The following is a 23958-nucleotide window of genomic DNA, read 5'->3' on the forward strand; positions in this document are numbered from 1 at the left end:
TTTCGATGGTGCGACTGGCAGAAATCCAGGGGCCGGTCTGCCCGTTGGAGGTCGAGGAGTGGGATACGGTCCCTATAACCTTGGGCGCGGCGTGGCTGTCTTGCCCGGTCAGTCGAAGAAGCCGGGGAGCATGAAGCTGATCTCATGCATGACCCTCGGCGGCAGCTCGCGGTTGGCGAAGGCCGTGAACTCTTGCGCCGAGTCGCCCTTGACCATCTCGGCCGGGATGATGACCCCTGAATCCACGAGCGAAACGGGGCGACCCCACCGCGTCGAGGAGCGGTCCGGCGCGTAGACGTGGCCGCCCAAGCCCTTGGCTGCGACGCGATTTGGAAACCGGCCTGCCTTGGTGAAGTCTCCGGCAAATAGCCGCCGCGCGCCGAAAGGCGAAGCGGTCACGCCTGCCCGCGTCTCGCGCGGCTTGAAGTATCTCAGCGAGATGTCACCGCCCTGCGTGCGCATGGCATAGGCGAGCTCGCCATAGTTGGCCCGCTCGACCTTGATCGCCCTGCGGATCGTCCGGTACGGCAGGCCCGTCTGGTTCGCGAGCGTCCGCGTCAGCTTGGTGCGCAACCGATCGCCGACATGATTTACGGCTCGCGCCAGCACCAAGCTGCGCTGCATCTCGCTCAAGCGGCCCAGCGCGTTGTCCAGCCGCTTGAGCCCGGACAGATCGGCCCACCTGATCGTCAGCAGGCCGTTCACGCTCGCACTCCGAAAATGAAAAGCCCCGGTCGCGAGGAGCGCCGGGGCGAGTTCTTTCTTACCGTGATCAGGTCTATGTCAAGTTTCTGCCGCGCGTCAACGGACGGAGACAGTTTTTTTCGCTCCCCGGTCTGCGGCGCCTTCCGCCAGCCAAATACCCGCCCTGTCCTCTTCGAGCCAGGGCGTCATCGAGCGGTCGGAAGACACCAGCCGATGCGCGATCAGCTGCGGCCCGAGCTCGGCCTCGAGCCAGCGCAACGCCGCGACCCAGATCTGGTAGTCGAGGCGTCCCATGATGTCGCCGCTCGGATCGGTCGCGAACTCGTACTTTCGGTAAGCGCCCTTCGTCGGCCGCTTGAGGCGCTCGTCATAGCCATGCACCTCGATGTCGTAGGCCTGGCCGTTGTCGTCGATGACGCGCTTCATGACGAACCAGGCCGGCTTGCCGCCGCGCTCGGCCAGCCGAACCCTGGCAGGCTCCGCGATCCAGTCCGGCTCTCGCCCGAGGATCGCGGTTCCGACGACCAGGCTGACAACGCCTTCGCCCCGCTGCGCTTGCGAGCGAGCGCTATAGCGCTCAATTGCGCGCGCAACGTAAAGCTCGGCCAGGCCGTGCGTATCCCGCCAATTCGCCAAGCCATTCCAGCCCTGCGGGACAATGACCTCGCATGCCGCCAGCGCGGCGACCGCCCGGCCAACGGTCACCGCATCCTCATGCGGCTCGCCCTGCTCGATCCAGAAATTATCATAGTCTTTGCGGCCGGCGTCTATCAGCGAGCCAAGCTCGCCAAAGCTGGTGATCTTGCCCCATGAGGAAGCCTGCAACATGCGCCAGGCCGAATGCGGATTTTCCAGACCTTCCACGCCACCGCCCTTCGGCAGCTCATCGACGAAGGCCCAGGTCAACAGCTCTTCTATGTTCACCGTCTTCATGTGCTTTCACTCCTTCGTCCCAATTTTTCTCTTATCGACCCAACTCGCTGCTCTTCGTCCCAAATCGAAAAGGCAACAAAGCGAACAAAAGCAGCAGGATAGCCGGGTTGTCGGGACGGGAGGGTCGAAAGGGACGATGAAATCCGCGCCATACATGAAACACCCGCCATCCCCCTTTGTCCTTCGTTTGATCTCATCCGCGCACGGAGGAACGGAGAAAAATCGACCCCAGCGTCCCTTGCTTCCTAACCTGCTGCTTTCCCAAACCCTTTCAGTCCGGCTCCCTTCCCCAACTCGCAATCTACCGTCCCTCGCGGCCTTGGCGCCAAAATGGGGAAAGGGTCAGCCCTCAAAGCCGTATGCCTCCGGCGAAGGGCCTGGATCGCGGCCGGGCGGCCGCACGAACTCGTCCTTGACCCTGATGCCCCGGTAAATCGTCGTGCCGCTTTTCGCCTTCCAGAAGCGCTTCATCGCGCCTTCAGGCGATTGCCATGTCAGCCGCGTGTAATCGGGAAGCTTGCGTGAGAACGTAGAGGACCTGAACTCGGCCGCGCCCTCGCGGGCTGCCCAGTTGGCGTAGCCGAGATGCAAGTCGCCCGGCGAGGTCTCGTCATCCTCCTTGCCCGTCACGATGCAGGCGTTGCGCAGGAAGGCGCCGATCGGATCGCTCTCTTCCCGATATTCGCGGGTCGCGGCGAGCACGCTTTCCGGTGGTCGCAACCCATAGTTCAGGTAGTCGAGCGTTCCCCGCACCAGCCAGGCGAAGACGCCGTCGGCTTCGGCGCGCAGCTTCTTGGGCAGGTCCCGATCGATCCTGTCCTTCGAGATCTGGACTTCCCACGGCACGAGGTAGACGCGGCGCCAGATGCCGTCGGAGGTGTCGTCGATGCGCGGCTTGTGGTTGCCCGAAAGCAGGATCTTGAACTGCGGCACCACCTCGAAGAAATCCTGGTGCAGCCGCCGCACCGCGATCTTCTCGCCGCCGGTCAGCGTCTTGATCAACGCGTCCTTGAGCTTCACGCCCATTTCGGGTTCCGATGCCGCGACCAGCCGCGCCCCGGGCAAACGCGCGAGGTCCGGCGTCGCCTCGTTGCCCCCTCGCCTGGTGTCGCCGGCGAAACTGTCGATCGACAGCGTCACGGCGAAATCGCCGAAGATCGAGCAGAGCAGGTCGACGAAGGTCGACTTGCCGTTCGACCCGGCGCCGTAGAAGAAGACCAGGCATTGCTCGACGGTGAGGCCGAGAAGGCAATAGCCGGCAAAACGCTGCAGGAAGCCCCTGATCTCCGGGTCGGGCTGCACTTCCTTCAGGAAGGCGTCGAACACCGGCGCCGCGGCACCCGGCCGATACTCGGCTTCGCCGCTCTTCGAGATCAGGTCGACGGGGTTGTGAACATCGAGGCGCGCCTGCCACTCGTAGACAGGATCCTGCGGATCCGACTCCTCATGCTCCATCCGCACAAACCGCAGCGTGCCGGAACGGCAGTTGAAGGCGTAGACATCCCTGTTGAGGTCGCCCACCATTCGGGCCACATGCGGCAGCGCCTCCTTCATCATGTTGTCCAGCTTCGACGAACCGGCCGAGCTTTTCGCGTGACGATGCCGTGACGATTTCCTCGCGTTGGCACTCTTCCGCGCCTCATCGGCTGCGTCGATGATCTCTTCCAGCTCCATCAGCCGGCCGAGCTTCTCGGCGTCCCAGTCCTTCCTGGCCGGACCTAAGCGCTTGCGCTCCAGGCGCGCGTTCCGGCCCGCCTCCAGGGCCCTCTCCTCATCCTCGGTCGCGCTCAGCAGCGCGGCCTCGGCCGAGATCAATTCCGCGGTCTTCTGCGCCAAGGGCCGGACCACCGACCCGTCTTCGTCCTCTTTCCAGCGCGTGCCGTCGAAACCATGCCAGCCGACGCGCGCCACATGCAGCACGCGCGAGCCGTAGCGGATCAGGAAACGGCGCCCATTGCCGATATCCGTTTCCGGTTCCGAGGCGCACTCGCTCAGCACCGACTGCTCGTTGGGCTGTTCGGGAAGCTGCCGCCACGTTTCACTCGCGCCAAACAAAGGGGATCGGGGCTCTATCCCATAGGCGGCCGCCTGGCGCTGAGCTTCCTCAAGCACGGCGGCCACCTGGTCCGGCATGGCGGGCTTCTTGCTGCTCACGCCACCCTCTTCGCGGCTTCGGCAGCCATGGAGGCGAAATCGCAGCCAGGCCGCGGCCAGACGATCGGGATCGCCCTTCCCGGCCGCGCATGCCGGGCACGGGCGCGCGCCATCGCCGCCGCGGTCACAACGCGCTCGGAGTCGCCATCGGCGAGCAGCACGAGCTCGGTGACCTGTTCGCCCACCCACATGGCGTCCTCGGGGTCCTGACCAGGTCGAGGAATCGGGCCGGCAATCATCACCGGTCGCGGCACGCCTTTCGAATCTGGCTTCTTCAATTCTGGATGGGCGAACCGCGAGGCGGGATCGGCCGGGCCGGCAAGATTGCCGAGATCGCCGGCGGCGAAATAGAACGTGTCCTCGCGCCAGCTCTCCCAACAGGCAAAGGCCGCGCCGTTCTCGATCCCCTCCCCGCCGACCCAGCGTGCCGCGGAAGGATCGCCGAAAAGCGGGATAAGCCCTCCCTTCTTCGAGCCGCGCATTTTCTTGGTCGGCAGGGGCTCGCCTGTCGCCGGATCGGTGAGCAGCGGCCGGAACTTCGGCGGCCGCGCCAGATCGATCCAGCTGATGTGGCAGCCGATCGCATCCAGGTCGGCTTTGAGGAAGGGCGCGACCATCGCCGGCCCAGAATGGAGCTCACTCGGCCGACCGCGCTCATCGCTGCCGTGCCAGTAGGCCAACTCCGATGCGTAGCGCAGCCATTGCGAGGCGCCCATGCGCCCGCAGCCGCGTGCCTCGAGATATTCGGGGACCAGCCGCCCGAACCGGCCGACGCGTGCCGCGGCTTCGTAAATAGACCTGGCCTTTTGCCGTTCGCGCTCGCGATAGTCGACCCGCCGTTCGGCGCGTTCAGCCGCTCGAGCTTCATTCAGCCGCCGGCGTTCTTCGAGACGCCTGCGTCGAGCGTTCGCCGCGTCGGCATTTTCGGTTCCCGCCTGGCTAGGAACCGGTCGGTCGAGCAAAATGGAGCACGCCTCCAGCAAGGCCGCGCGACGATGCAGGTCGAGGCCTTCGCAGTGGGCAGCCATGCCGATGCCGTCATTTCCGCCGGCGCCACCGGCCCGGCAGTTCCATTTGTTCTTGGCGGTGTTGAACGCAAAGGTGTCCGTGCCGCCGCAATGCGGGCAAGGCTGCGGGTGCTCGTGCCGGCGGCCGGTGAATTTCAGGCCGAGCCGTTTGGCGGCGGCGTCGATCGAGACGGCGCGCGCCTCCTCGACGAACTGTTCAATGACGAAGCCACCAGACTGCATGCTCAAAACAGCGGCTCCTGTTACTCTTTTCCGATCCCCTCGCCGCCACGCGAGAACGTGCCTTCCTCCGCGGCAAGCGCCCGCACCTGCCGGGCGGATAGCCCCAGCCGCGCCCGCACCTGCTCGAGGCTCTGGCCCATTTCGAACAGCAGCCGCACGCCCTCGGCCTGCATCGGCAAAGGGAGCTTGAACAGCGTCGCCGCGTCGATGCTGCCGGGCGTTCCGAAGATCGCTTTTGCAGGGCTATCCAGCATCGCAGGTGCTCCCTGTTTCAGTGCTCGTCCCGTGAAACATTGCGCCGGCATCGCGTGGCGGCGGCAGGTAAAAGGCGCGGAAGGAAAGCTTCAGCCAGTCGCAGACGGCGATGACCTTGGGCGCCGAGACACTCTGGCCGTTGCAGATGCGGGAAAGGTCGGAAGCGCTTACCCCGATGTCGGCGGCGCAAACGCGCCAGCCGCGGCCGTCTTCCTCGAGCTTCGCCCGCAACAGCTTGCCGAGCTCGCGATAGTCATAGGCAGCGAGCCTGACCATGCCTGGCCTCCTTTTTGAGAAAAAGCGCAGGTTCCTCGCCGATCCAGGCGCAGAGCGCCAGGAACTCGTCGGAGCCTGGGTCGCGGCCGCGCGCGGCGCGAAAGACTGCATCCACCTCGACATCGGCTTCCCTGGCAACACGCGTCGGCGACTTGCCGCGATGGATGCGCCGGGCTTCGAGGAAGAGCGCAAAGAGCGTGAAATCGACCGAGGTTTTCTGGCCTTCTCCGCCGTTTTCCGGCACTTTGATCGAGGAGGCGCGGCTCATCGCGGCGCCTCCTCGCCGCTGCCGGTCAGGGCTTGGGAGGATGCGGGACCGGCAACGATATCAGGACCGAAGAGGTCGGGCCGCTGCGCATGGCGTGAGATGCCGGTGGCGCGCTCGATGTCCAGCACGCGTTCGGCCGGCACCCGCTTCCAGGAGTAGAAGGCCTGGTGGCGGATGCCCAGATGCGAGGCGAGCACGCCCAATCCGCCAACCTTGGCGGCTGCGATTCTGACGATTTCGATCATGGCAATGATGGTAGGTATTACCTACCTACTCTGTCAACTGGCAATCGCTTGCAAAAAAGTAAGCAACAATTACTATGCCGGCATGATCGCGACGATACGCACCGACTCGACAACACTCGGCCAACGCCTGCGCCAGGCGCGGGAGGCTGCCGGCCTGACGCAGAACGACGTAGCCGATCACTTTGGCATCAAGCGCGTTTCAGTCACGCAATGGGAGGCGGACACCACCCGCCCCTCGATGGAGCGGCTGCCCGAGCTTGCCGCGCTGCTCAAGACCGATGTCGCCTGGCTGCTCGACGCCTCAGGCGCAGCGCCTCTACCGATTGTACGCGAGCCGAAGCCGCGTGCGTCGCGCACGCCGATCATCCCTGGCGACGAGCTGGTCGGCGGGCGCGACTTGCCGATCTACGCCGCCGCCATGGGCGGCGAAGGCCACATGATCGTCACCTTCGAGGCGATCGACTGGGTAAAGCGCCCGGCTGTGCTGCAGAATGTCCGCGGCGGCTACGGCATCCTGGTGCGGGGCGAATCCATGATCCCCGCCTATTGGCCGGGCGACACGGCGCTGGTGAACCCGCATTTGCAGCCGGCACGCGATTCGGACGCCGTGTTCTTCCACACTCCGCCCAAGGAACGCGGCGACGAGGAAGCGATCATCAAGCGCCTGGTCGGCATGAACGACCGCGAGTGGACACTGGAGCAATACCGGCCGGCGAAGACGTTTACCGAGAGCCGCGTGGACTGGCCGATTTGTCATCGGGTGGTGGGTAAGTACAACGCGAGATGAATTAACCGTTCTTCACGAAATAGATTCGTTCACAGTTTGAACTCGAAGTAACGACGTTCGTAGCTCCGTACGGCCTTCGTTGCCTCTTCATCACTCATACGATGGGCTGCCGCCCTAAGCCCTTTGAGGGCCGCGTCGAAAGTGGAACTATCCCGGGTTCTCTTCAGGAGCTCCAGCCCGACTTCGCAATAAGCGGATAGAACATGGCGGTTGTTTTCAAAACGAACCGCCGAGGCCGATGCCTGTGCCTCTGCCTTCCTAAGAATAACTACCCGATCCTCGTCCATAATTCCCGGAGTGTAGATTGCTCGAGCCAGCAGAAGGATTATGCGATATCTGGCTACGGGACCGTCCGTCCCAAGATCGGACTCGAACACTCGGATTTCAGTTTCCGCAAGATCGAACTTCTCAAGGTCAATCAGGTTGCGAATGAGCCGGTGCCGAGGTATTGGCTCCCCCGGCGCGACCGAGATCAACTTGCGGAGCAGCCGATTCTGTATATCTTTTTCCGAAATGCTAGGCAGACCTGTATCAAGGTTGCACATTTCGTTGATAGAATCGCGCTCTATCCGGTACGACGGCGAAAGATTATCTATAACGCGATCGAAAAGCTCGACCATGGCTGCGGGATCAGAGTACTTGTATTTAGCAACAATGCCCGCGATCACTTTGTGGCGGACTCTCCAGCCATAAACTCCGAACCTCTCAGAAATGTCATATTCAGAAATCACGTCGACGAGATTCGTCAAGGCCGCAGCGACCATTCCAGCAGCAATGCCGGTCAAGCGCAAAATCATCTGCCGGTGTACGCGAATGCCCGCATACTCTAGCGCTGCCACTACCCTATAGATTTCTTGATCGGCGGTGCCCAGCTGCGCGTACTCGCGTAGGATAATGTCGTCGAACTTCTCTTGAGCGAATATGTTGCGAAGGCAAACAAATGCATCAGCTTCGCATTTGTCCGCGAGACGGCGTCTTTTTTCTTGAAAGGAGAATCCCAAGAACGTCCCCTCGACCAGGGGCTTGATGCTATTATCGCTGGAGACGAGCAATATTAACCTGTCAATCTCGTGGTTCGCAAGCTTGCTAAGCACCAGTTCCGACATATTTTTCGATAGGTATGGTGACTTCGTGCGATATTGCCATTGCGATCTTCCGCAGGTCATCAAAATTCGAAGATTCGATAATTTCTGCTCGACAAGTTCTTCCGCAATTTCATTGATCGATGACAGGTGCAAATGGGCCTCATCGACATAGAGGACAGCGTGCCGCTCCATCGCCTGAAGCTTCTGCGCTGCCGAAATCCACTCATCCGCCACAAGCTCAAAATCGGTCTTGTGCTCCCAACAGCGCCAACCTTGCCGTTCAAGTTGAACCGCGACTTGGCGGGCAGCCGTCGTTTTGCCCACTCCGCTAGCGCCTATCATTGCCACGAACTGCTTTGTCCCGGCGGCAAGGGTTGCGGCTATTGTGTTGGCCGCTGTTCGCGTGAAGGTCAGATCGGAGGCGATATCTGCATAAGTAGCTGGCCATCCGTTGAACATCGCAACAGCGTTCGGAGGGAACGCTCCGATTGAATGCTGCACGTCAATGGTAATTGTGCTGAGAATTTGCGAATCCTGCACGGGATCGTCCGATGACGACTCGACGACAGTTGCTGCTGGACCCTTTCTGGTCAACGCAGCCGAAAATTCGTCGATCCCCCCAAAGGCAACCCTAACGCCGCGAGACTCAAACAGTCGGGCGCGCGCTTCGTCTCGTTGATAGAGGACTAGATAAACGGCACCGCCGGCGCCGCTCATCTTGCCTTGTATCGCGAGCACTCGATCTACCACAGATTTTATATCTGGATCCGAGAGTGAGTATCCAATGATAACTAAGTCACCGCCAGCCATGTCGTTCGCGAGCCGGGTAAACAGATATTCCCGATAGTCTGTTGCACGATCATAATCGCCTTGGGTGATTATCATTCGGCTCTTATGGCCGTCCACAAAGTCCTGTCCAATCGTGCCGTGTATCTTGTATATCGGTTGCGCGTCGGGCAGAACATCTTTGGAGAAGTCATAATTTGTAGTGATAACGTGCGCCGGTTGGTTTCGGATTTGATAACTTCTCTCTAGGAGCTCATCATAATTTGTCGTGTATATGCCCCGCCACTTGTAAAGGGGAATATTCAATATTCCGCCAGTTGGATTTGGCCGAGGAAACCGCTGCCGAACGAAGCGGATCAAAGACGCTCGGTCTCGTTCGAGCTCAGCCAGTTCGGCAATCTCGGCCAACGAAAAACCGTTGGCGTCAATCTTGAACTCAGCTGCTATAGCTGTAGCAAGATCGCCAGCACTTGGGGAACCTGACGGAATTGACGACCCTGCACCGAAAAAGAGGACCGTACGTTTTACATCGAGATTCTGAATGAGACGGTCAAGTTCAATTGTCAATTCTTCCCCCTTTACCCCTGCGCAAGCTCGGTCAAGCCAACTGGAATGGCAAGGGTCCGACCGAATATTGGTGTGGACAGTTGAGGCCCGCCGCAATTCGCGACCATGTTGGGCGAGCCTAGGTTCACCGGCAGTTCGATAACGTTTGGGAAATGCTAGCGCTTGGAACGCCGCCAACCTGCAGCAACGGCTTCGCCTTCCGAGCAGAACCACCTTTCCCCTTTGGCTTGGTTGATTATGGTCACGCCGTAGTATTTCTGCCCGGGCACGTGATAGATCCGTTCGCCTTCGGCCGAAATGTTGCCCTTGATGTTGCAGCCGGCATTGCCGCCGCGGAGTGCGAAAGTTGGCGTCGATGGCGCTTGCACGTCGTCGCTGTGCTGCGCCCGCCAGTCCCAAGGGGGTTGGAAGTTGCCAACCCATAGACCGAGCTTTGCCGCCTGCGCCTTGGCCTGTTGCGCCGCATAGGCGCTATTGCTGTATTTCGGCCAATCCAGGGCTTGCCCGTGCTCGACCATCCAGGCGGCAATGTCAGCGCCGTCCGCTCGGGTGCAGTTGCCGACAAAGCGCCCGTAGCGATCCCATGTCACGAATGCACATTGCACCGGCCTGGAGGCCGCCAGGAATCTGTCCAGCGCTTCGGCCGAGCGGCGGCCGCAGGGATACTCGAAGCCTTTAGCGTCGTCGCAATATTGCCGGCTCTCCGGCGCGTCGATGCCGTTGAAGCGCACGCGCTGGCCGATTTCGATCGTGTCGCCATCGATCACCGAGGCGACACCGGCGATAGACACCGGCCTCGGCTTGATGATGTTCTGCAGGTTGATTTCCGGAAGCGATCCTCTGTTGTGCATCACGAATTGCGTGACCAACGCAGAAATTGCAGCCACCGTCACGAGCACAAGACGAAGCGGCACGCTTGCCCATCGCCGGGCTCGTGAGCGTCGCGCGCCAGTGCGACGCCGCCACTGGTTAGAGCGGTTGTCGTAAGGGGACTTGTCGATCCCGATCACATCGCGCCGCCCGGGCGGCTTTCGGCAGATCGGCCAGCACAGCTCGACACCGGGAGCACACTCGCCGCGGCAAAATCCAGTTTTACATACATTGAGGCATCCCCCGACACCGAAGACGATAGTGCTCCATTTGTATTTGGCTGTCGAATCCGCTTTAGCGCCTGAGGGCAGACCAGCAGAATTGCCCAGGCGGAGCCGACCTATCGGCCCGTGAGACCTGATCCAGCCCCCGCTTGTTCCATGGGCAGGTGGGGCGCGAGACCCATAAGAAGTCGCGATCAGAGTGTCAGTTATCCACCGGCCGACCTCAGAACCACTGCACCGTGATATTTTCGCAACAGCAATTCGGCGCGCTGTGCGGTATATCTCGAGTCAACGTAAAATTGCGGTGGGACAAAACATGAAATCTCTTTTGCTTGCTTGCGTATTCGGCCTTGCTGTCTGCGGCCCTGTTATGGCGGCCGATATCGTAGAACCGGCTGTGACAAGCGAATGGACATGGCAGGGCGCTTATGCCGGTGCCTTCGGTGCCGGAACGCTCGAGCACTATAACATCCGCGAGCCCGACATCGGCAGCGTGACGCACAACGTAGGCTCGCCGACTATCGGCGGTTTTGTCGGCTACAACTTCCAGTCGGGCAACATCGTCTACGGCGTTGAAGGCGAGTTGGGCTACCGGTTCAAGAAGGGCCACTTCCACGACGTGCCAGGCCCTGGCGACCTCGACGAGTCGCTCGGTCTCTTCGGCTCGCTCAAGGGCCGCGTGGGCATGGACCTGGGCGGATACCTGCCCTACCTCACGGCGGGTGTAACGGTGTCGGACTTGAAAACCGACGCGGTCGGCTTTGCGGAACGGGACGGAACGATCGTTGGCGGGATTGTCGGGGCCGGCATCGACGTGCCGCTGACCCACAACGTCTTCCTGCGCGGCGAGTACGACTTTTCCTTCTTCGGCAAGAAGAGCTTCGATTATTGCGGCGGCGGTTGCGTGCTGGAGCACAAGGTACAGGCTCACGACTTCCGCGTCGGCATCGGCCTGAAGTTCTAGCCGTAGCAAACGAGTTGAGTTTAGAACGCCGGCATCGCCCGGCGTTCTTCGTTTTAACGGCCCGGGCTCAAGTGGCTTGGCCGTCGCGGCCGCTAATCGATCAGCTTCACAAGGCTCGCCGGACAACGTGAAATACGAATACACGGTCATCGACAATCGGATCGTGGTCGTGGACCTCGAAAGCTATACGATCGTCAAAGTTCTCGACTGACGGGTGCATCCTGGCGGGAGCGCCGCTCCGGTGCCCCGTCAGCGCAAGAGGACGGTTCTCAGCGAGCTGAAAACGTCTGACAAGAGAAGCGGGTCCTCGCGGGGATTGGAGAGCTCAAATCCACGCGCTTTGTTCAGCGATAGGTGCACGTTTCTGAAACCCACTTTCGCGAAAGTCGAGCAATTCCTGATACACCTCAAGGTGCCCGGCAAAATTGCGCGCCATAAACCGCACCAACTTCGGATTGTTCAACAACCTGTCGAAATAACTCGTAACGGCGATCAGGTTGAGCACTGTTGCGCCATGGGTGCTGGCGGCGCTCAGATATTCATGGCTGACTTTGGCCAGGTCGGTTTGCATGTCAGCCAATTGCGTCGGGGAGATGCCCTCATATTGCTTTCTGGGTGCACAGGGATCGGTGAGCTGCGATCGTGGTGTGAGCGCGATCAACACTCTCGCCACTCGAAATTGCACGCGGTCCAAGGCTAGCATGAGACGCACGATCTCAACCTGCCGGCCCGGCACGACCTCTCGCAGCATGGGAAAAATCTTCAGGGGGGCGCCATAATCGTTCAGCAGGTCGAGAGCCTCGAGACAGACCCCACTGACAAGCTGCGGCTCGGCCGCGACACTGAGCGGGCCTTGCTGGTCCTCGTGGAATTCCGTTCCTCTCGCCGAAGATTGCGCCAGGATCCGAGGCAGCGTTCCGAGACCATGCGCCTGCAGCAAGGCGCGGAACGCAGCGTCGGTTAGGATTTGGCCGGCGGCATTGACGACGACTTCCAGTTGATGCCGCGCTGAGACGGCTTCTCTGATGAAATCCTGCATCCGATCGAATTGGAGTTCATAGGTCCGCAAGAATGCCGGGCCACGCAATGGATTCTGCGGCGCCTGCAAATTGCTCGTAAGACGGGTGGCATGCCGGTTGTTCTCGACGAAGCGACGAAGCTCGGCCTTGGTTACTGTCACGGGATCGCCGAAATCGATTCTCGTCTCGCCATCTCCACGACAGGATCGAGCGAAGCGAAGAGGAAGGCATCAAGGCGCACGCCGTTGTTTGCGTTGAGCATGCGAAGGGCGGATTGCGCTTGATGCGCGGGCGCAATGAGGAAGTCACGAACAGTTTGATGATCAGGCTCCATTCTGATCAAGATCGTCACATCTGGCCCAACGAGATCGCGGTTCCAAAAATCCAGCGTGGATAACCGGTGACGATAATCCGATAGCGCGCGATCCATATCGCGATGGAGAATTCGTCATTGACGCGCAAAAGCTTTGTTTTGGGATCGTACAGTGCCGAACCACCGACCTTGTCAACGTTCGACATCAATTCCTCGACGACTTGCTGCCGGATCTGTTTGAGCCGGTTGCTGACATCGAGTTTCCGATAATTCGCCGAGGCGTCGTATCCGATCAACTGGTAGGCGGCCTTCATGCTTCCAAATCGGTGCGCGTAAATGGAGGCTGAATGACAGAAGGGGGCGGCGTCAATGATTGGGCTCGACAGCTTCCCCCGCTCTTTGAGCAGCTTGGTCAGATCGGCAAGCAGCTCCTCATCGGGCCTAAGGTAAGCGCGCGCGCGCCTGATAGCTTGCGCACGATCGAAAAGCGCCCGAGTCACGAGCGGCTCGATGACAGCGTCGGCGCGAACAAATGCGCTTGGCGGATTTCTTACCCGTTCGTGTAGAAGCCTATGGGATATTCGATTCCAGACATTGTTGCCGATGTACTTCTCGCTCGTCAGTATCGTGCCCACGCATGCTTTGGTCCATGCTCGGCCGCGTTCAGTAACCAGGCCGCGAGCGTTTAATGCAGTCGCGATTTCGGCTTCCGTTTTTCCCTTCGTCACGAATTGATTGAACATCCATCTTACGGTGGAGACCTCCTCTTTCGGCCCCGGCACTAGAATGACGCGATCGCTTGCCAGCCCTTTTCGCTCATCGCGACCAAGCATTGCCTTGGGATTTCCGGAGCCATCAACAAGAAGGCGCCTGAAGCCATAGCCGGCGGGGCCACCGCCGCTGAAACCCAGTTTGACGATGCGGCTTTGACCGGCGAAGACCCTGTTCGACAGCATGCGGCTGTACTCCGCGGCCATGCTGCGTTTGATCGCCTTCAGAACGTCGGACCCGATGCTCCCATCGTTGACGAACAGCTCGGCGCAGAACTCGATCCGCACTCCGGCTATCTGGCACCGGTATTCATAGGTGGCGCTTTCATCGGTATTCTGGAAGCGCCCCCAACGGCTCACATCGTAGACAACGACGGTTTCGAAATCGGCTCGCCGGCTTTCGACATCTTCCAACAGCCGCCGCAAGCCTGGGCGTCCCACGAGGCTGAGGCCACTTCGCCCGGGATCCTCATAGGTCGCAACAATGTCATAACCCATGACCTTCGCATAATTGCGGATCGCATCTCTCTGGTTGTCGATCGAGTAGATCTGCCTGTCTGTGGACATGCGCAGATACTCGGCCGCACGGATCCTTGGCCGAGGCCTGCCAGTCGCCGGAAACTTGTCCATCGCCTTGCACCGTCGTGCGGGTGTTTCTAAGCTAGGGGCCGGCCGCCGCGCGGCAAGAGGAAGGAATGCGCCAGTACATCGGGTTGATCCACAAAGAAGACGCCAGCGATTACGGAGTGTCCTTTCCTGACTTCCCCGGCGTCGTCACCGCCGGCAGGACAATTGCCGGAGTGCGTCGGCTCGCCGAGGAGGCGCTCGCCTTTCACATCGAGGGGCTCATAGAAGACGGCGTATCGATTCCGGAGCCGACGCCGCTCGAACAGGTAGCGAAAACCGACGTACTCGCCACTTTCTCGGTGCCTCTGAAGCCTGCGACACGGTCAGCAGGTCGGCCGAGAAGAAGGTCGCATGTCTCTCGGCATCGCTGAGCCCGTCCCGTCGCACTCCACGCAACGCACGCTCACGCCGGGACATCTGTGTTGATGCGTTCCTGCCGGGCAGCAATGGCCGTTCGAGCTGCGCCATCTCGGACATTCGAACATCGTGCCGGTGCCGCCGCACCCTTGGCACTCGCCTTCGCAAAACGCCAGTTCCATGTTACCCGACCCACCGGCGTTGCAACGCCGCAAACCCAGTCGGCTGGCCCCCGCTAGCCGTCTGCAAACATTACGATAGGGCAATTAAGGTTTTTCTAAAGCAGGGGTGGCTTACAGCCATTGTCTGCCCGCTGGGTTGACCGACACTGGCACGTCGCCCGACGCGAGGATGCAAATGTCACCGCGGCCTTGCCATTATCTTAGTGATTGCTAAATTCATCACGGCTAAACTTCCATTTCTCTGTCCGGGATCGTCGGATGAATTTCCTGAGTCATGTTTTCTCCGGCCTGTGGGCAGCCGGAGTGTTGGCGATGGTCTGGCAGGTATGGAAGCGCCCGTCGCCGCCGCTTTCCGAAACCGAGCAGGAACGCGATTTGCGGGAATGGCTGGAAGGGCAAATGTAGCTCCCGCATCTTTCCTGTTTGGAAAGCATCCTGTTCAACAGCCGGGAAACCATGACTCAGTTCGTGAGCGGGCTCCGCCGCGGTTCCGCCGCAATGCGAGCCCACTTCGGCCAGGTACGCCCCTGTTTTAGTTGGTCTTTGGGGCTTGAAGGAGTTCTGGAGATGATGATCAAGAAGGTTTTTGTGGCGGTGCTGATGACCGCGGCACTTGCCGGATGCGAGACCCAAACGGAGGGCCAGCAGCGCGCCACCACCGGCGCGCTGATCGGCGGCGCCGGCGGCGCACTGGTCGGCCAGGCGATTGGCGGCAACACCAAGTCGACGGTGATCGGCGCGGCGAGCGGCGCGCTGCTCGGCGCCGTCGTCGGCAGCGCCACCACCCCGCAGCGCCGCGGCGAGCAGCTCTGCCGCTATCGGGACCGCTACGGCCAGATCTACACCGCGCCCTGCGACGATCGCTATTACCGAGGCGATTATTGATCCTTTGAGTGACTGGGAGACGGCGTTTTCTGCGCCGGCTCCCCTTTCTGTCATCCTTTTGTACGCTTCTCGCTGTAAAACCGCCGCTGCGGTGGGCTGCGGAGGAGGTCGAGATGACGACGATCCTTGCCGGCGCGCTGAAGGACCGTGGCAGGCGCGCGGTGAAACGGCTGATCGGCTACGATTCCCGCAACTGGCTGCGCATTCGCCAGATCGAGGCTTTCACGGCCTTCCTCGAAGCGGCCAATCGCAAATCCCGCGACGTCATCGAAATCTCACCCGGCTGGAACCGCTACTGGCGGGCGATGTGCCCCAACTACCGCTCGGTCGATTTCCCCGACTTCGACATCTGCCGCGACCGCACCGACGAGCAATTTTCCATTGTCATTGCCGACCAGGTGCTCGAGCACGTCCAGCGGCCGCTCGCCGCCGCCGCCAACATCCATGCAATGACCAAACAGGGCGGCTGGGCAATGGTGGCTACACCGTTCCTGTTCAGGGTGCATGCCCGGCCGCATGACTACAACCGCTGGACGCCGGCGGGATTGAAGCAGGTCATGATCGAGGGCGGCTTCGCAGAAGACGACGTGCAGGCCTTCGGCTGGGGCAACAAGGCCTGTGCGAGGGCGCATATCGGCGGGCCGGTGCGGGCCTACGGCCTGTGGCGGGATCTCAGCAACGACGAGGAATACCCGATAATGGTGTGGGCATTCGCGAAAAAGCGCTGTTAAGCCGATTTTGGGCCGGAAGGGGAAGTACCGCTGGTGGGATGATTGAACTGACCTTCGCGCCCAGGACTTTGGCGGCTGTTTTGCGCGAGGACCGCACATTGCACCGCTAGCATGTGCGTCATCACGCCCCGAGCTTGTCGAGCAAGGTCTTGGCCTCTTTCAGATCGAGGGTGTCGAAGCCCTCGGTGAACCAGCCGTAAGTCGGTGCGAGCAGGTCGTGAGCCTCGGCGCGCTTGCCCTGTTCGGCCAAAAGGCGCGCAAGCGATGTGGCGGCGCGGAGCTCCCAGGATTTGGCACCTTGCTCACGAGACCGTTCGATCGCTTGCCGAAACGAGATTTCAGCCTGGTGCCAGTCGCTTGGTTCCGCGGCAGCGTATATAGCTCCTCGGAGCCGCAGCAATTCGGCATCGCACCACCGCTCGCGGGACCGGTTCACCTGGTCGAGAGCCCGATCGATCAGGCGCACGCCGTCCGACGCACGATTGACACTCCCGAGCACCTCGCCGAGGAATCCCATCGTGTAGGCCTGCGTCACTTGCGTTCCGACGGCCTGCATCCGCGCCAGGCTTTCCTCGATTTGGGCGATCGCTCGCTCCTTATGGCCCTGCTTCGCCGAGAGCCATCCCTTTTGCTGGGCGGCCATGGCAATCCAGAACGGATACGCCTGCTCGGTCGCGAAGGTGAGCGCACGGTCGTTTCGCTCCTCGGCTTCGGCCACCTCGCGTCGGAATATTCGTAACCACGCTGCCCATACCAGCACGTAAGCGCGGCTGAAGGGGTGCGCCAATCGCTCGGCCAAGACAAGGGCGTCTTCCATCCGGGTCAGCGCCTGGTCGGGGTAGCCGAGGTGCCAAAGCACCGCTGACCCACGACATAGGCAAATCGGTCCGGGATCCTGGCCGTATAGGGCGAGATGAGCTCGATGTCGCTGTGGGCGATAGGCTTCGGAGGCCAGCTCCAGATGTTTGCGTGCCTCCCCGAAGTCGCCGCGCCAAGAAGAGCTGACCCCCCGAGCATAATGGGCTTCGACCACCCACACGGGATCGTTACTCTGCAGAGCAAGGTCGAGAAGCCGTCCGCTCAGTTCGTGCGCCGACGTGAGTTGGGCGCCCGTGGCCGAGTAGATGGCCAGGCCGAGCAGAACCGGGAAGACAGCCGCATCTTCCGGCATCAGCTCGCAAAGGCGGCGCGCGCGAGAATAGACCCGCTCGACCTCGGCATTTGCGTAGCCATTCTTGGCGGTGAGCACGCGGCCCAGCACCGTTAGCGCTGCGAGCTCGCGCCGCTGGCGCTCCGGGCCCGCAGGCAGCGTTTCGATCAAGTTCAGCGCTTTCTGCAGATGGTTTTGGGCCTCATCGTTGGCCGAACGGTCGTTGGCGCTCTCTCCCGCGCGCTGCCAATAGCCGATGGCCTGAATCGAGAGGCCCGCGGCCGTGTAGTGCTGAGCCACGATCTCGGGCTCATGTTCGACGACCTCGCCGAAATGCTGCTCGAGCGCATGGGCGATCCGGGTGTGCAGCTGCTGGCGACGACTGCGCAGCAAGGTGGCATAAGCGGCATCTCCCACCAATGCGTGCTTGAAGATGCACGTCGCGTGCGGCGGCCGACCGCGTGCGATCACGAGTTCGGCGCCGATCAGTTGGTCGAGGGCGTCCTGGAGTTCCCGTTCCTCGCGCTGCGCCACCGCCGCCAGCAATTCGTAAGAGAATTCGCGACCGATGGCGGCGCCAATCTGCGCGACCTCCCGCGCTGGCGTCATCAGCCGATCGAGCCGCGCCACCAGAGAATCCTGCAGGGTTGCAGGGATCGCCAACGGTGGCAGCGGGCCCGAGAGTGCGTAACGGTCGCCTTCATCGGTCAGCACGTCAGATTCAATGACGGCCTTGGTCACCTCCTCGAGGAACAGGGGCACGCCGTCTGTCTTGGCCACCATCTGCTCGAGCAACCCGCCCGGAAGCGCCTTGCCCCCGGTCAACCGCTCCACCAGGGCTGCGCCCTGCCGGCGGCTCAAGCGTTTCAGCGTGAGCGAGGTGACCTGGGGGTGGCCGGTCCACCGCGGCTCGAATTCAGGGCGGAAACTGAAGATCGCCTGTACTGCAAGGCGCGGGATCTGCGGGACCAATCGGTCGAGAAGCTCCAGCGACGTTGGATCAATCCAGTGGATATCCTCGAAAACCATCAGCACGGGCTGGCGGGCCGCCAAGCCAATTAGCTGCCCGGCCAGAGCCTCGAGGGTCAGTTCCTTCCGGCGCTGAGGGCTGAGGTTCAGGGGTGCATAGCGGCTGCCTGCCGGGAGCGAGAGAAGCGCCGACAACAAAGGGGCGACGTCCCGGACCTTGTCTGTTGACCGCGCCAAGAGGCGCTCCAGCTTGTCGAGTTTTGCGCTCGGTGAATCGTCCGGATGGAAGCCAGCCGCGCGGGTGAGTTGGACAATCGACGGGCGAAGGGCGCTATTTGCGTGGAACGGCGAGCACTGGCAGCGTATGCGGATGTGCGGCCGGTCCCGCAGACGCCCGCGGAGCGCCTGAATCAGATGCGATTTGCCGATGCCGGGCTCGCCGGAGAGCAGGACCACCTGGCCCTCGCCGGACGCGGCCTTGCTCCAGAGCTCCGCGAGCAAAGCAAGCTCGTCCTCACGCCCGACCGTGGGCGCTAGGCCGCTCGTCGCACGCGCTTCGAACCGGGTCTCGGCGGCACTCTCGCGAAGCACGCGCCACGCGCGGATCGGGGTGTCGAACCCTTTCAGGTCGTGCAGGCCGAGGTCGGCGAACTCGAACAGTCCGCCGAGCAGTCGGCGCGTCGCGAGCGGGATCACGATCTGGCCGGGCGCCGCCAGAGCTTGCAGCCGCGCCGCAAGGTTCGGCGATTCTCCGACCACCGCTTCCTCCTGCGCTGCTCCTTCGCCGATGAGATCGCCCACCACCACCAGCCCGGTTGCGATGCCGACGCGTACCGCCAGCGCCCCTGGTGCCGGGGTCGCGAGCCTTGCGATCTCATCAACGACCGCCAGCCCCGCCCGCACGGCTCGCTCCGCGTCCTCCTCATGCGCCTTCGGATAGCCAAAATACACCAGCACGCCATCGCCCATGTATTTGGCCACAAACCCGCCGAAGCCACGCACGGCCTCGGCAACGCACTTCTGATAGGCCGCAATCACCTCACGCAAATCCTCGGGGTCCATTTGCGCGGAGAGCGCTGTCGAGCCGACAAGGTCCGAGAACATCACGGTGACCTGGCGGCGCTCGGCGGTCTCCTTCGCGGCGTTGTCGGCCGCAAGAGGCGCATCGGACAGCAGCGGCGTTGGTGTGCTTGCTTCAGCGCGCAAGGCTGCGATGGCGTCGAGCAGCTTACGACGATGTCCGACAGGTCCGACACCCAGATCCTTCAAGTCCTCGGCCGTCAACCTCGGCAGGACCGTGTCGTCGATTTTATTCTCGCGGAAGGAGGCCTCATACTGTTCGAGGCCAAGCCTCCGCAGCCAACCTCCGACGTCCATGGCTGCGCCCCTGGCTTGCCAACCCACGCATGATCCACCAAGGGGGACAGCCTGTCTAGAACCGGGTTCCGAATGACCCGTTTGGGTCAAGTCCAGACGCCATGCCGCCTGAGCCGAACGCCTGCTTTCGGGAAACGACGAGGAGGCATCGGCGGCGGACATGCGGCGCTTTCCAGATAAGCAGTGTTGGGTCGTAGCCGGAAGGTCAGCTTGCGGCCGCCGAGGAGGGAGAGAGCGGGCTTCAGCTCCGCCAGCTTGCCTAAGCATTAGAAAACACCGTCGCATTTCGCAGCGGTGTTTGCTGACGTTCAACAGGCTACCGGTATTTCAGCCTCAAGCGCTGGAACGATCCCGTTGGCGTAGAGAATGATGGCATCGTCGAACTCGCCGCTCGAAGGATCACCCGTACGGCTGAACGCCACGACGCCGGCCGAACAGTCCGCCAGTTTCTCTGCCAGTCGCAAAGCATGCTCGATGTCCTGGACTTCCACCGCCGCTCCAGCGGTGATCGCTCCCTTGGGCGTGAAATCGAATCTCTGAACCACAAAATACGTCAGCACATGCCGCCTCCTTAGCCGCGTCAATCTGACTCGGCCACCGGAACAAAACAAGTACAAACGCAGTGGGTCGGTGCGACAAATCCACAGCCCAAGGCTCCAGAACGAACCTACTAGCCTTGACAAGGTAGGTAGGTAATACCTACCATTGCAATGTGACCGAATTGGAGCCGACCGTGACATCAGTTTCTGAAGCGCAGCAGTCCCGCGATCTTTCCGCTCGGCCCGTAGAGCATCAGCACTGCCGCGCAGGCGAGGTCTTCGCTTTTGCCCTCCCAAGCCCGGACGGTTTCTTTGACCTTGCTCCGAATGACCGCGGCAACCGTCGGGTCGTCGAGCTTGACGTCCTCGGCGGTCAGCATCAGCGCCATGGCGCCTTCGTTGATTTCCAGCTTCGGACAGATCCTAGTGCCGGCGATTGCCTGCCCGACATGGGACATAACCGCCATTTGCCCATCGCTGTACGCAAAGGCCGGACCGGGCATGACGAACAGCAACGCAGTAGCCCGCACCAGATTTTTCATCCAATCCCCCCTGCCCGTAGCGCACGGTTTGAACGCTATCACAAGGATGAAGCCGTCGCGAAGCGGCTCGCCGCTATTGCCTTCATTGCCGCCACCCTGTTCTGCGCCGCTGTCACCGTCGGCGCCCTCTGATTTCCGCCCAAGGAGACCCGTCTTGCTCGATAAAGTTCAACGTTCATCGCAAACCCGCCGCGAGTTTCCGGAAGCCGGGTTCGACACCCATCCGCGCTGCCTGGAAATGGCAGAGGCAATGCGCGATCTGTTCGCTGTCGGCGGCGGCGTCCGGCTTGAGGACTTGATCGGGGCCGGCTTCACAAGCGCCGAAATCATCGAATTTCAGGACAGCGCCGCACGTCTGGCTTTGCTCGCCAGCACCAAGCAGATCACCATTCGCCCGGATCTGCTTGCGGACATGATTGAGAAGGCCCGGCACGCCGCGCCCAATCGGCCACCGCTGCCCGGCGATGCGCAGCCTACACAGAGCCTCATCCTGGCCTGGGGCCAGTATTGTGCGGCCCGCGGCGCCCTGCTGCTCGACCCCTGGTCGGGTCAACGCGAACGCTGCATTTCGGTGCTGTCGGGCTACCTCGACCGGCTGCCGATCTTCCCGGCCATTCGCTCGAGCGTTATCAACGCCGTCGAAGCAGCCATGCCGCAGGTGCACCAATGAGGCCCGCCAGCAAGGCGCTTGGCGGCAGACCCGCCATGATCCCAACGTTCAAGCCGGATGGGTCGGCCTTCGACCTCCTCGAACCGAAGGCGTCCGACATCAGCTTCGCCGATATGGCCAACACGCTGTCCAAGCTCGCGCGGTTCAATGGTCTCTATCGCTGCCCGGCCTACTCCGTGGCGCAGCATTGCGTGATGGGTGCCGACGCGCTGTTCCGCGAAACCGGCGACGGCTTGGCCGCCGGCTATTTCCTTCTTCATGACGGGCATGAATACGCGCTCGGCGACATCACCAGGCCGGCAGTCGATCTGATCCAGCATCACATCTGCCGACTGGCGAGCGACGCGGGATTGGCTGCAGATTTCATCGACCAGCTCGCCCACCGCGCGATCGCGTCGGCCAAGCGCAGCATCGACCTTGCGATCTACCAGGCGGCTGAATTGCCCAATATCGACACCGTGCCGGCCTATGGCCGTCAGATCCGCGACATGGATAATCGCATGCTGGTTGCCGAGGCCGCGGCCCTGTTCGGAGCCAGGCCGAACAGCGCTTGTCTGCCGCGCGTTTCGCTGCCTCCGCCAAAGCTTGTCGGCGCGATCGGGCCGTGGGGCGCGATGAAAGCAGAGCATGCCTTCATCGACCGCCTGCAGCGCTATCTCGGCATCGCGGCGCGGGCGTGCTGAACGTGCAGTCATGAACACCAGCGGCAACGGCACTCCATGAACGGGTCCGATGAGTACACGGAAACCGCGCCGCTGCGGCTGGACATCGCGGCCCGGATTGCTTTCCCTGATGGCTCGATGGGCCCAGCCGGCTTGCGCAAGGAGCGCGACCGCGGGCGGTTAGAGACGGAAATCATCGCCGGCAAGGAATACACCACACTCGCAGCAATCGGGAGAATGAGGAAGCTATGCCGCGTCCAAGCAAGGGAATTAGACTCGTCTGGCGGTCCGAGAGCCGAAAGGCCGACGGCAGCTTGCGCAGCAAGGCCGGCTGGTACATCGAGGACGCCGGAAGACGACATCCCACTGGCTGCGGCAAGAGCGAGCTTGTTGAAGCTCAAAGGCAGCTCGCCGACTACATCGGCGAAAAACATCAGCCAACGCGCCAGCGCAACCGCGACCCGGACCAAGTAAAGATCGCGGACGTCATCAATGTCTATGCCGAGGACGTCGTCGCGCTCAATCCGTCGCAGAGCTATCGCAAGGAAACGGCCGCGCGGCTGCTCGCCATTCTGACTTTCTTCACAGGCACGGTCGCCGACATCTCAGGCGCACTCTGCCGCGAATATGTCAACGGCCCGGCCAAGAAGGGCCGGATCCTGCCGACGCCGGCGATGGCACGCCGGCAGCTGGAGGATCTGCGCGCGGCCATCAACCACTATCACGCCGAAAAATACATCACGGCCGTGCCGAAGATCGTGTTGCCGGCGCGCTCCGAGAAGGCCAAGCGCGCGCTGACGCGATCTGAGGCGGCGAGGCTGCTCTGGGCAGCCTGGCAGATGCGGCAGACCTGGAAGGGGCAAGAGAGCGATCGCCGGACCGGCCGCCACGTGGCGCGCTTCATCCTGACCGGGCTCTACACCGGCACGCGATCCGCCGCCATCTGCGGCGCCGCGACACGGCCGACAGTGGGGCGCGGCTTCGTCGACCTTGAGCGCGGCGTCTTCTTCAGGCGAGCCGCCGACATGGTCGAGACCAGGAAGCGACAGCCGCCGGTCAGGCTGCCGGACCGGCTGCTGGCGCACATGCGCCGCTGGGCGCGCACCCCGGTTGACATCAAGACCAAGGGACGCGGCAAAAGCCGCACGATCGGCCGCATGATCGCGCACGATTTCATCGTCGAATGGGAAGGCGGGCCGGTTCGATCGGTGCGCAAGGCGTTCAAGTCGGCCTGCGAGAGCGCTGGCCTCGGCTGGTACGAGGCGCGGATCGTCAAGGGCGTCGAGACGCAAGTGTTCGTCACCGACGTCACCCCGCACACGCTGCGCCATACAGCTGCGACCTGGCTGATGCAGAACGGCGTCGAGCTTTCCAAGGCAGCCGACTTCTGCGGCATGACGGAAGCCGTGCTGCGCAAGCACTACTACCACCATCACCCCGATTTCCAGGCCGACGCCGCCGCGGCGATCACCGCCAAGGCGCCGGCGCCGCGCCAGAAGAGCAACATCGTCCGATCGGGCGTCTCCCACCTGAAACCCACCTGAAACCCCGGAAACAAACGTGAACAAAGGCCCCAAAAGCGGCCGATCATTAATCGCAAAAGCCCGGGATTCCGGGCTTCCTCTGGCAAGACAGCTTGTTCGGGACGATGGGGTCGCAGGTTCAAATCCTGCCACTCCGACCAGAACGAAATCTCCCGAAAGTCTTTAGTTTCCCTGATTATTCAAACCTTTCGGCTTCGCGCAGAGAACCGTATCGCTGCGTGATGCTTCAAGACGCGACGCGCTTGCCGCATA

General features: G+C 61.9%; 24 protein-coding genes and 1 pseudogene. 9 read left to right on the forward strand and 16 right to left on the reverse strand.

The window, feature by feature from the left end; all coding sequences use genetic code 11:
- Window positions 1-108: 108 nt before the first annotated feature.
- The 8 genes from P9230_RS20035 to P9230_RS20070 all read right to left on the reverse strand — a co-directional run bounded on the left by P9230_RS20035 (window position 109) and on the right by P9230_RS20070 (window position 6086).
- Window positions 109-705 carry a phage tail protein gene (locus tag P9230_RS20035; protein WP_278120606.1) on the reverse strand — a complete coding sequence of 199 codons (597 nt, stop codon included), beginning with the start codon at window positions 703-705 and terminating at the stop codon, window positions 109-111.
- Between the two features lie 96 nt (window positions 706-801).
- The gene (locus P9230_RS20040; RefSeq protein ID WP_278120607.1) at window positions 802-1638 is read right to left on the reverse strand and encodes a hypothetical protein; all 837 of its coding nucleotides are present in this window, start codon (window positions 1636-1638) and stop codon (window positions 802-804) included.
- A gap of 342 nt (window positions 1639-1980) precedes the next feature.
- A complete protein-coding gene (locus P9230_RS20045) occupies window positions 1981-3792 on the reverse strand; it encodes a phage/plasmid primase, P4 family (protein ID WP_278120608.1) in 1812 nt (603 codons plus the stop codon).
- Window positions 3789-5042 (reverse strand): P4 alpha zinc-binding domain-containing protein, encoded by a 1254-nt coding sequence (locus tag P9230_RS20050; protein WP_278120800.1) that lies wholly within the window; start codon window positions 5040-5042, stop codon window positions 3789-3791. Before P9230_RS20050 ends, P9230_RS20045 begins: the two co-directional genes overlap by 4 nt.
- A gap of 20 nt (window positions 5043-5062) precedes the next feature.
- The gene (locus P9230_RS20055; protein ID WP_127404167.1) at window positions 5063-5296 is read right to left on the reverse strand and encodes a hypothetical protein; all 234 of its coding nucleotides are present in this window, start codon (window positions 5294-5296) and stop codon (window positions 5063-5065) included.
- Window positions 5286-5573: a hypothetical protein gene (locus P9230_RS20060; protein WP_127404168.1), complete on the reverse strand. Its 288-nt coding sequence runs from the start codon at window positions 5571-5573 to the stop codon at window positions 5286-5288. The genes P9230_RS20055 and P9230_RS20060 overlap by 11 nt, the downstream gene beginning before the upstream one ends.
- Complete coding sequence (locus tag P9230_RS20065; RefSeq protein WP_127404169.1) at window positions 5551-5841, reverse strand: hypothetical protein; 291 nt, start codon at window positions 5839-5841, stop codon at window positions 5551-5553. Before P9230_RS20065 ends, P9230_RS20060 begins: the two co-directional genes overlap by 23 nt.
- Window positions 5838-6086, reverse strand: coding sequence for a YdaS family helix-turn-helix protein (locus tag P9230_RS20070; protein WP_127404170.1), 249 nt, complete (start codon window positions 6084-6086; stop codon window positions 5838-5840). The genes P9230_RS20065 and P9230_RS20070 overlap by 4 nt, the downstream gene beginning before the upstream one ends.
- On the opposite strand from P9230_RS20070, the gene P9230_RS20075 reads away from it, so the two are divergent.
- Window positions 6085-6873: an XRE family transcriptional regulator gene (locus P9230_RS20075; RefSeq protein ID WP_278120609.1), complete on the forward strand. Its 789-nt coding sequence runs from the start codon at window positions 6085-6087 to the stop codon at window positions 6871-6873. The two genes, P9230_RS20070 and P9230_RS20075, sit on opposite strands and share 2 nt — an antisense overlap.
- A 29-nt stretch (window positions 6874-6902) precedes the next feature.
- Here P9230_RS20075 and P9230_RS20080 read toward each other — a convergent pair whose 3' ends face one another.
- Together P9230_RS20080 and P9230_RS20085 are read right to left on the reverse strand one after the other, a co-directional pair.
- Window positions 6903-9311: an SIR2 family protein gene (locus P9230_RS20080; protein WP_278120610.1), complete on the reverse strand. Its 2409-nt coding sequence runs from the start codon at window positions 9309-9311 to the stop codon at window positions 6903-6905.
- A gap of 155 nt (window positions 9312-9466) precedes the next feature.
- The gene (locus P9230_RS20085) at window positions 9467-10321 is read right to left on the reverse strand and encodes a thermonuclease family protein (protein ID WP_278120611.1); all 855 of its coding nucleotides are present in this window, start codon (window positions 10319-10321) and stop codon (window positions 9467-9469) included.
- Window positions 10322-10775: 454 nt separating this feature from the next.
- Between P9230_RS20085 and P9230_RS20090 the strand changes: the two genes are divergently transcribed.
- Window positions 10776-11369: an outer membrane beta-barrel protein gene (locus P9230_RS20090; protein ID WP_164747240.1), complete on the forward strand. Its 594-nt coding sequence runs from the start codon at window positions 10776-10778 to the stop codon at window positions 11367-11369.
- Between the two features lie 325 nt (window positions 11370-11694).
- Here P9230_RS20090 and P9230_RS20095 read toward each other — a convergent pair whose 3' ends face one another.
- The 3 genes from P9230_RS20095 to P9230_RS20105 are packed head-to-tail and all read right to left on the reverse strand — an operon-like array spanning window position 11695 to window position 14101.
- Window positions 11695-12549 carry a plasmid partitioning protein RepB C-terminal domain-containing protein gene (locus P9230_RS20095; protein ID WP_278120612.1) on the reverse strand — a complete coding sequence of 285 codons (855 nt, stop codon included), beginning with the start codon at window positions 12547-12549 and terminating at the stop codon, window positions 11695-11697.
- A complete protein-coding gene (locus P9230_RS20100) occupies window positions 12546-12740 on the reverse strand; it encodes a hypothetical protein (protein ID WP_278120613.1) in 195 nt (64 codons plus the stop codon). Before P9230_RS20100 ends, P9230_RS20095 begins: the two co-directional genes overlap by 4 nt.
- Window positions 12737-14101: a recombinase family protein gene (locus P9230_RS20105; RefSeq protein WP_278120614.1), complete on the reverse strand. Its 1365-nt coding sequence runs from the start codon at window positions 14099-14101 to the stop codon at window positions 12737-12739. The genes P9230_RS20100 and P9230_RS20105 overlap by 4 nt, the downstream gene beginning before the upstream one ends.
- Before the next feature lie 65 nt (window positions 14102-14166).
- On the opposite strand from P9230_RS20105, the pseudogene P9230_RS20110 reads away from it, so the two are divergent.
- The 4 genes and pseudogenes from P9230_RS20110 to P9230_RS20125 form a co-directional block, all read left to right on the forward strand.
- Window positions 14167-14367: pseudogene (locus P9230_RS20110) on the forward strand (type II toxin-antitoxin system HicB family antitoxin); the annotation flags it as partial.
- Window positions 14368-14895: 528 nt separating this feature from the next.
- Complete coding sequence (locus P9230_RS20115; protein WP_176477899.1) at window positions 14896-15042, forward strand: hypothetical protein; 147 nt, start codon at window positions 14896-14898, stop codon at window positions 15040-15042.
- 162 nt (window positions 15043-15204) lie between these two features.
- Window positions 15205-15522 (forward strand): YMGG-like glycine zipper-containing protein, encoded by a 318-nt coding sequence (locus P9230_RS20120; protein ID WP_095800226.1) that lies wholly within the window; start codon window positions 15205-15207, stop codon window positions 15520-15522.
- Between the two features lie 113 nt (window positions 15523-15635).
- On the forward strand, window positions 15636-16253 hold the full coding sequence (locus tag P9230_RS20125) for a methyltransferase domain-containing protein (RefSeq protein WP_278120615.1): 618 nt from the start codon (window positions 15636-15638) through the stop codon (window positions 16251-16253).
- A 121-nt stretch (window positions 16254-16374) separates the two neighbouring features.
- Here the strand turns inward: P9230_RS20125 and P9230_RS20130 are convergent, their stop codons facing one another.
- The 3 genes from P9230_RS20130 to P9230_RS20140 form a co-directional block, all read right to left on the reverse strand.
- Window positions 16375-19911, reverse strand: coding sequence for an adenylate/guanylate cyclase domain-containing protein (locus P9230_RS20130; RefSeq protein WP_347404004.1), 3537 nt, complete (start codon window positions 19909-19911; stop codon window positions 16375-16377).
- Between the two features lie 146 nt (window positions 19912-20057).
- The gene (locus P9230_RS20135) at window positions 20058-20309 is read right to left on the reverse strand and encodes a hypothetical protein (protein ID WP_127323468.1); all 252 of its coding nucleotides are present in this window, start codon (window positions 20307-20309) and stop codon (window positions 20058-20060) included.
- A gap of 179 nt (window positions 20310-20488) precedes the next feature.
- The gene (locus P9230_RS20140) at window positions 20489-20803 is read right to left on the reverse strand and encodes a hypothetical protein (protein WP_278120616.1); all 315 of its coding nucleotides are present in this window, start codon (window positions 20801-20803) and stop codon (window positions 20489-20491) included.
- A gap of 181 nt (window positions 20804-20984) precedes the next feature.
- On the opposite strand from P9230_RS20140, the gene P9230_RS20145 reads away from it, so the two are divergent.
- The 3 genes from P9230_RS20145 to P9230_RS20155 all read left to right on the forward strand — a co-directional run bounded on the left by P9230_RS20145 (window position 20985) and on the right by P9230_RS20155 (window position 23706).
- Window positions 20985-21500: a hypothetical protein gene (locus P9230_RS20145; RefSeq protein WP_278120617.1), complete on the forward strand. Its 516-nt coding sequence runs from the start codon at window positions 20985-20987 to the stop codon at window positions 21498-21500.
- 35 nt (window positions 21501-21535) lie between these two features.
- Entirely contained in the window at window positions 21536-22183 is a 648-nt protein-coding gene (locus tag P9230_RS20150) for a hypothetical protein (RefSeq protein ID WP_278056178.1), read from the forward strand.
- 227 nt (window positions 22184-22410) lie between these two features.
- On the forward strand, window positions 22411-23706 hold the full coding sequence (locus P9230_RS20155) for a tyrosine-type recombinase/integrase (protein WP_127323464.1): 1296 nt from the start codon (window positions 22411-22413) through the stop codon (window positions 23704-23706).
- Window positions 23707-23958: the final 252 nt, after the last annotated feature.

The organism is Mesorhizobium sp. WSM4887 (assembly GCF_029625865.1).
Lineage (GTDB): Bacteria > Pseudomonadota > Alphaproteobacteria > Rhizobiales > Rhizobiaceae > Mesorhizobium.

Bases quoted from the DNA above. Each gene is read 5' to 3' on its own strand.
- P9230_RS20040 (WP_278120607.1), bottom strand. From the start codon at position 1,638: ATGAAGACGGTGAACATAGAAGAGCTGTTGACCTGGGCCTTCGTCGAT.
- P9230_RS20050 (WP_278120800.1), bottom strand. From the start codon at position 5,042: ATGCAGTCTGGTGGCTTCGTCATTGAACAGTTCGTCGAGGAGGCGCGC.
- P9230_RS20055 (WP_127404167.1), bottom strand. From the start codon at position 5,296: ATGCTGGATAGCCCTGCAAAAGCGATCTTCGGAACGCCCGGCAGCATC.
- P9230_RS20060 (WP_127404168.1), bottom strand. From the start codon at position 5,573: ATGGTCAGGCTCGCTGCCTATGACTATCGCGAGCTCGGCAAGCTGTTG.
- P9230_RS20065 (WP_127404169.1), bottom strand. From the start codon at position 5,841: ATGAGCCGCGCCTCCTCGATCAAAGTGCCGGAAAACGGCGGAGAAGGC.
- P9230_RS20075 (WP_278120609.1), top strand. From the start codon at position 6,085: ATGGCAATGATGGTAGGTATTACCTACCTACTCTGTCAACTGGCAATC.
- P9230_RS20070 (WP_127404170.1), bottom strand. From the start codon at position 6,086: ATGATCGAAATCGTCAGAATCGCAGCCGCCAAGGTTGGCGGATTGGGC.
- P9230_RS20090 (WP_164747240.1), top strand. From the start codon at position 10,776: ATGGCGGCCGATATCGTAGAACCGGCTGTGACAAGCGAATGGACATGG.
- P9230_RS20105 (WP_278120614.1), bottom strand. From the start codon at position 14,101: ATGGACAAGTTTCCGGCGACTGGCAGGCCTCGGCCAAGGATCCGTGCG.
- P9230_RS20115 (WP_176477899.1), top strand. From the start codon at position 14,896: ATGAATTTCCTGAGTCATGTTTTCTCCGGCCTGTGGGCAGCCGGAGTG.
- P9230_RS20120 (WP_095800226.1), top strand. From the start codon at position 15,205: ATGATGATCAAGAAGGTTTTTGTGGCGGTGCTGATGACCGCGGCACTT.
- P9230_RS20125 (WP_278120615.1), top strand. From the start codon at position 15,636: ATGACGACGATCCTTGCCGGCGCGCTGAAGGACCGTGGCAGGCGCGCG.
- P9230_RS20130 (WP_347404004.1), bottom strand. From the start codon at position 19,911: ATGTCCGCCGCCGATGCCTCCTCGTCGTTTCCCGAAAGCAGGCGTTCG.
- P9230_RS20150 (WP_278056178.1), top strand. From the start codon at position 21,536: ATGATCCCAACGTTCAAGCCGGATGGGTCGGCCTTCGACCTCCTCGAA.
- P9230_RS20155 (WP_127323464.1), top strand. From the start codon at position 22,411: ATGCCGCGTCCAAGCAAGGGAATTAGACTCGTCTGGCGGTCCGAGAGC.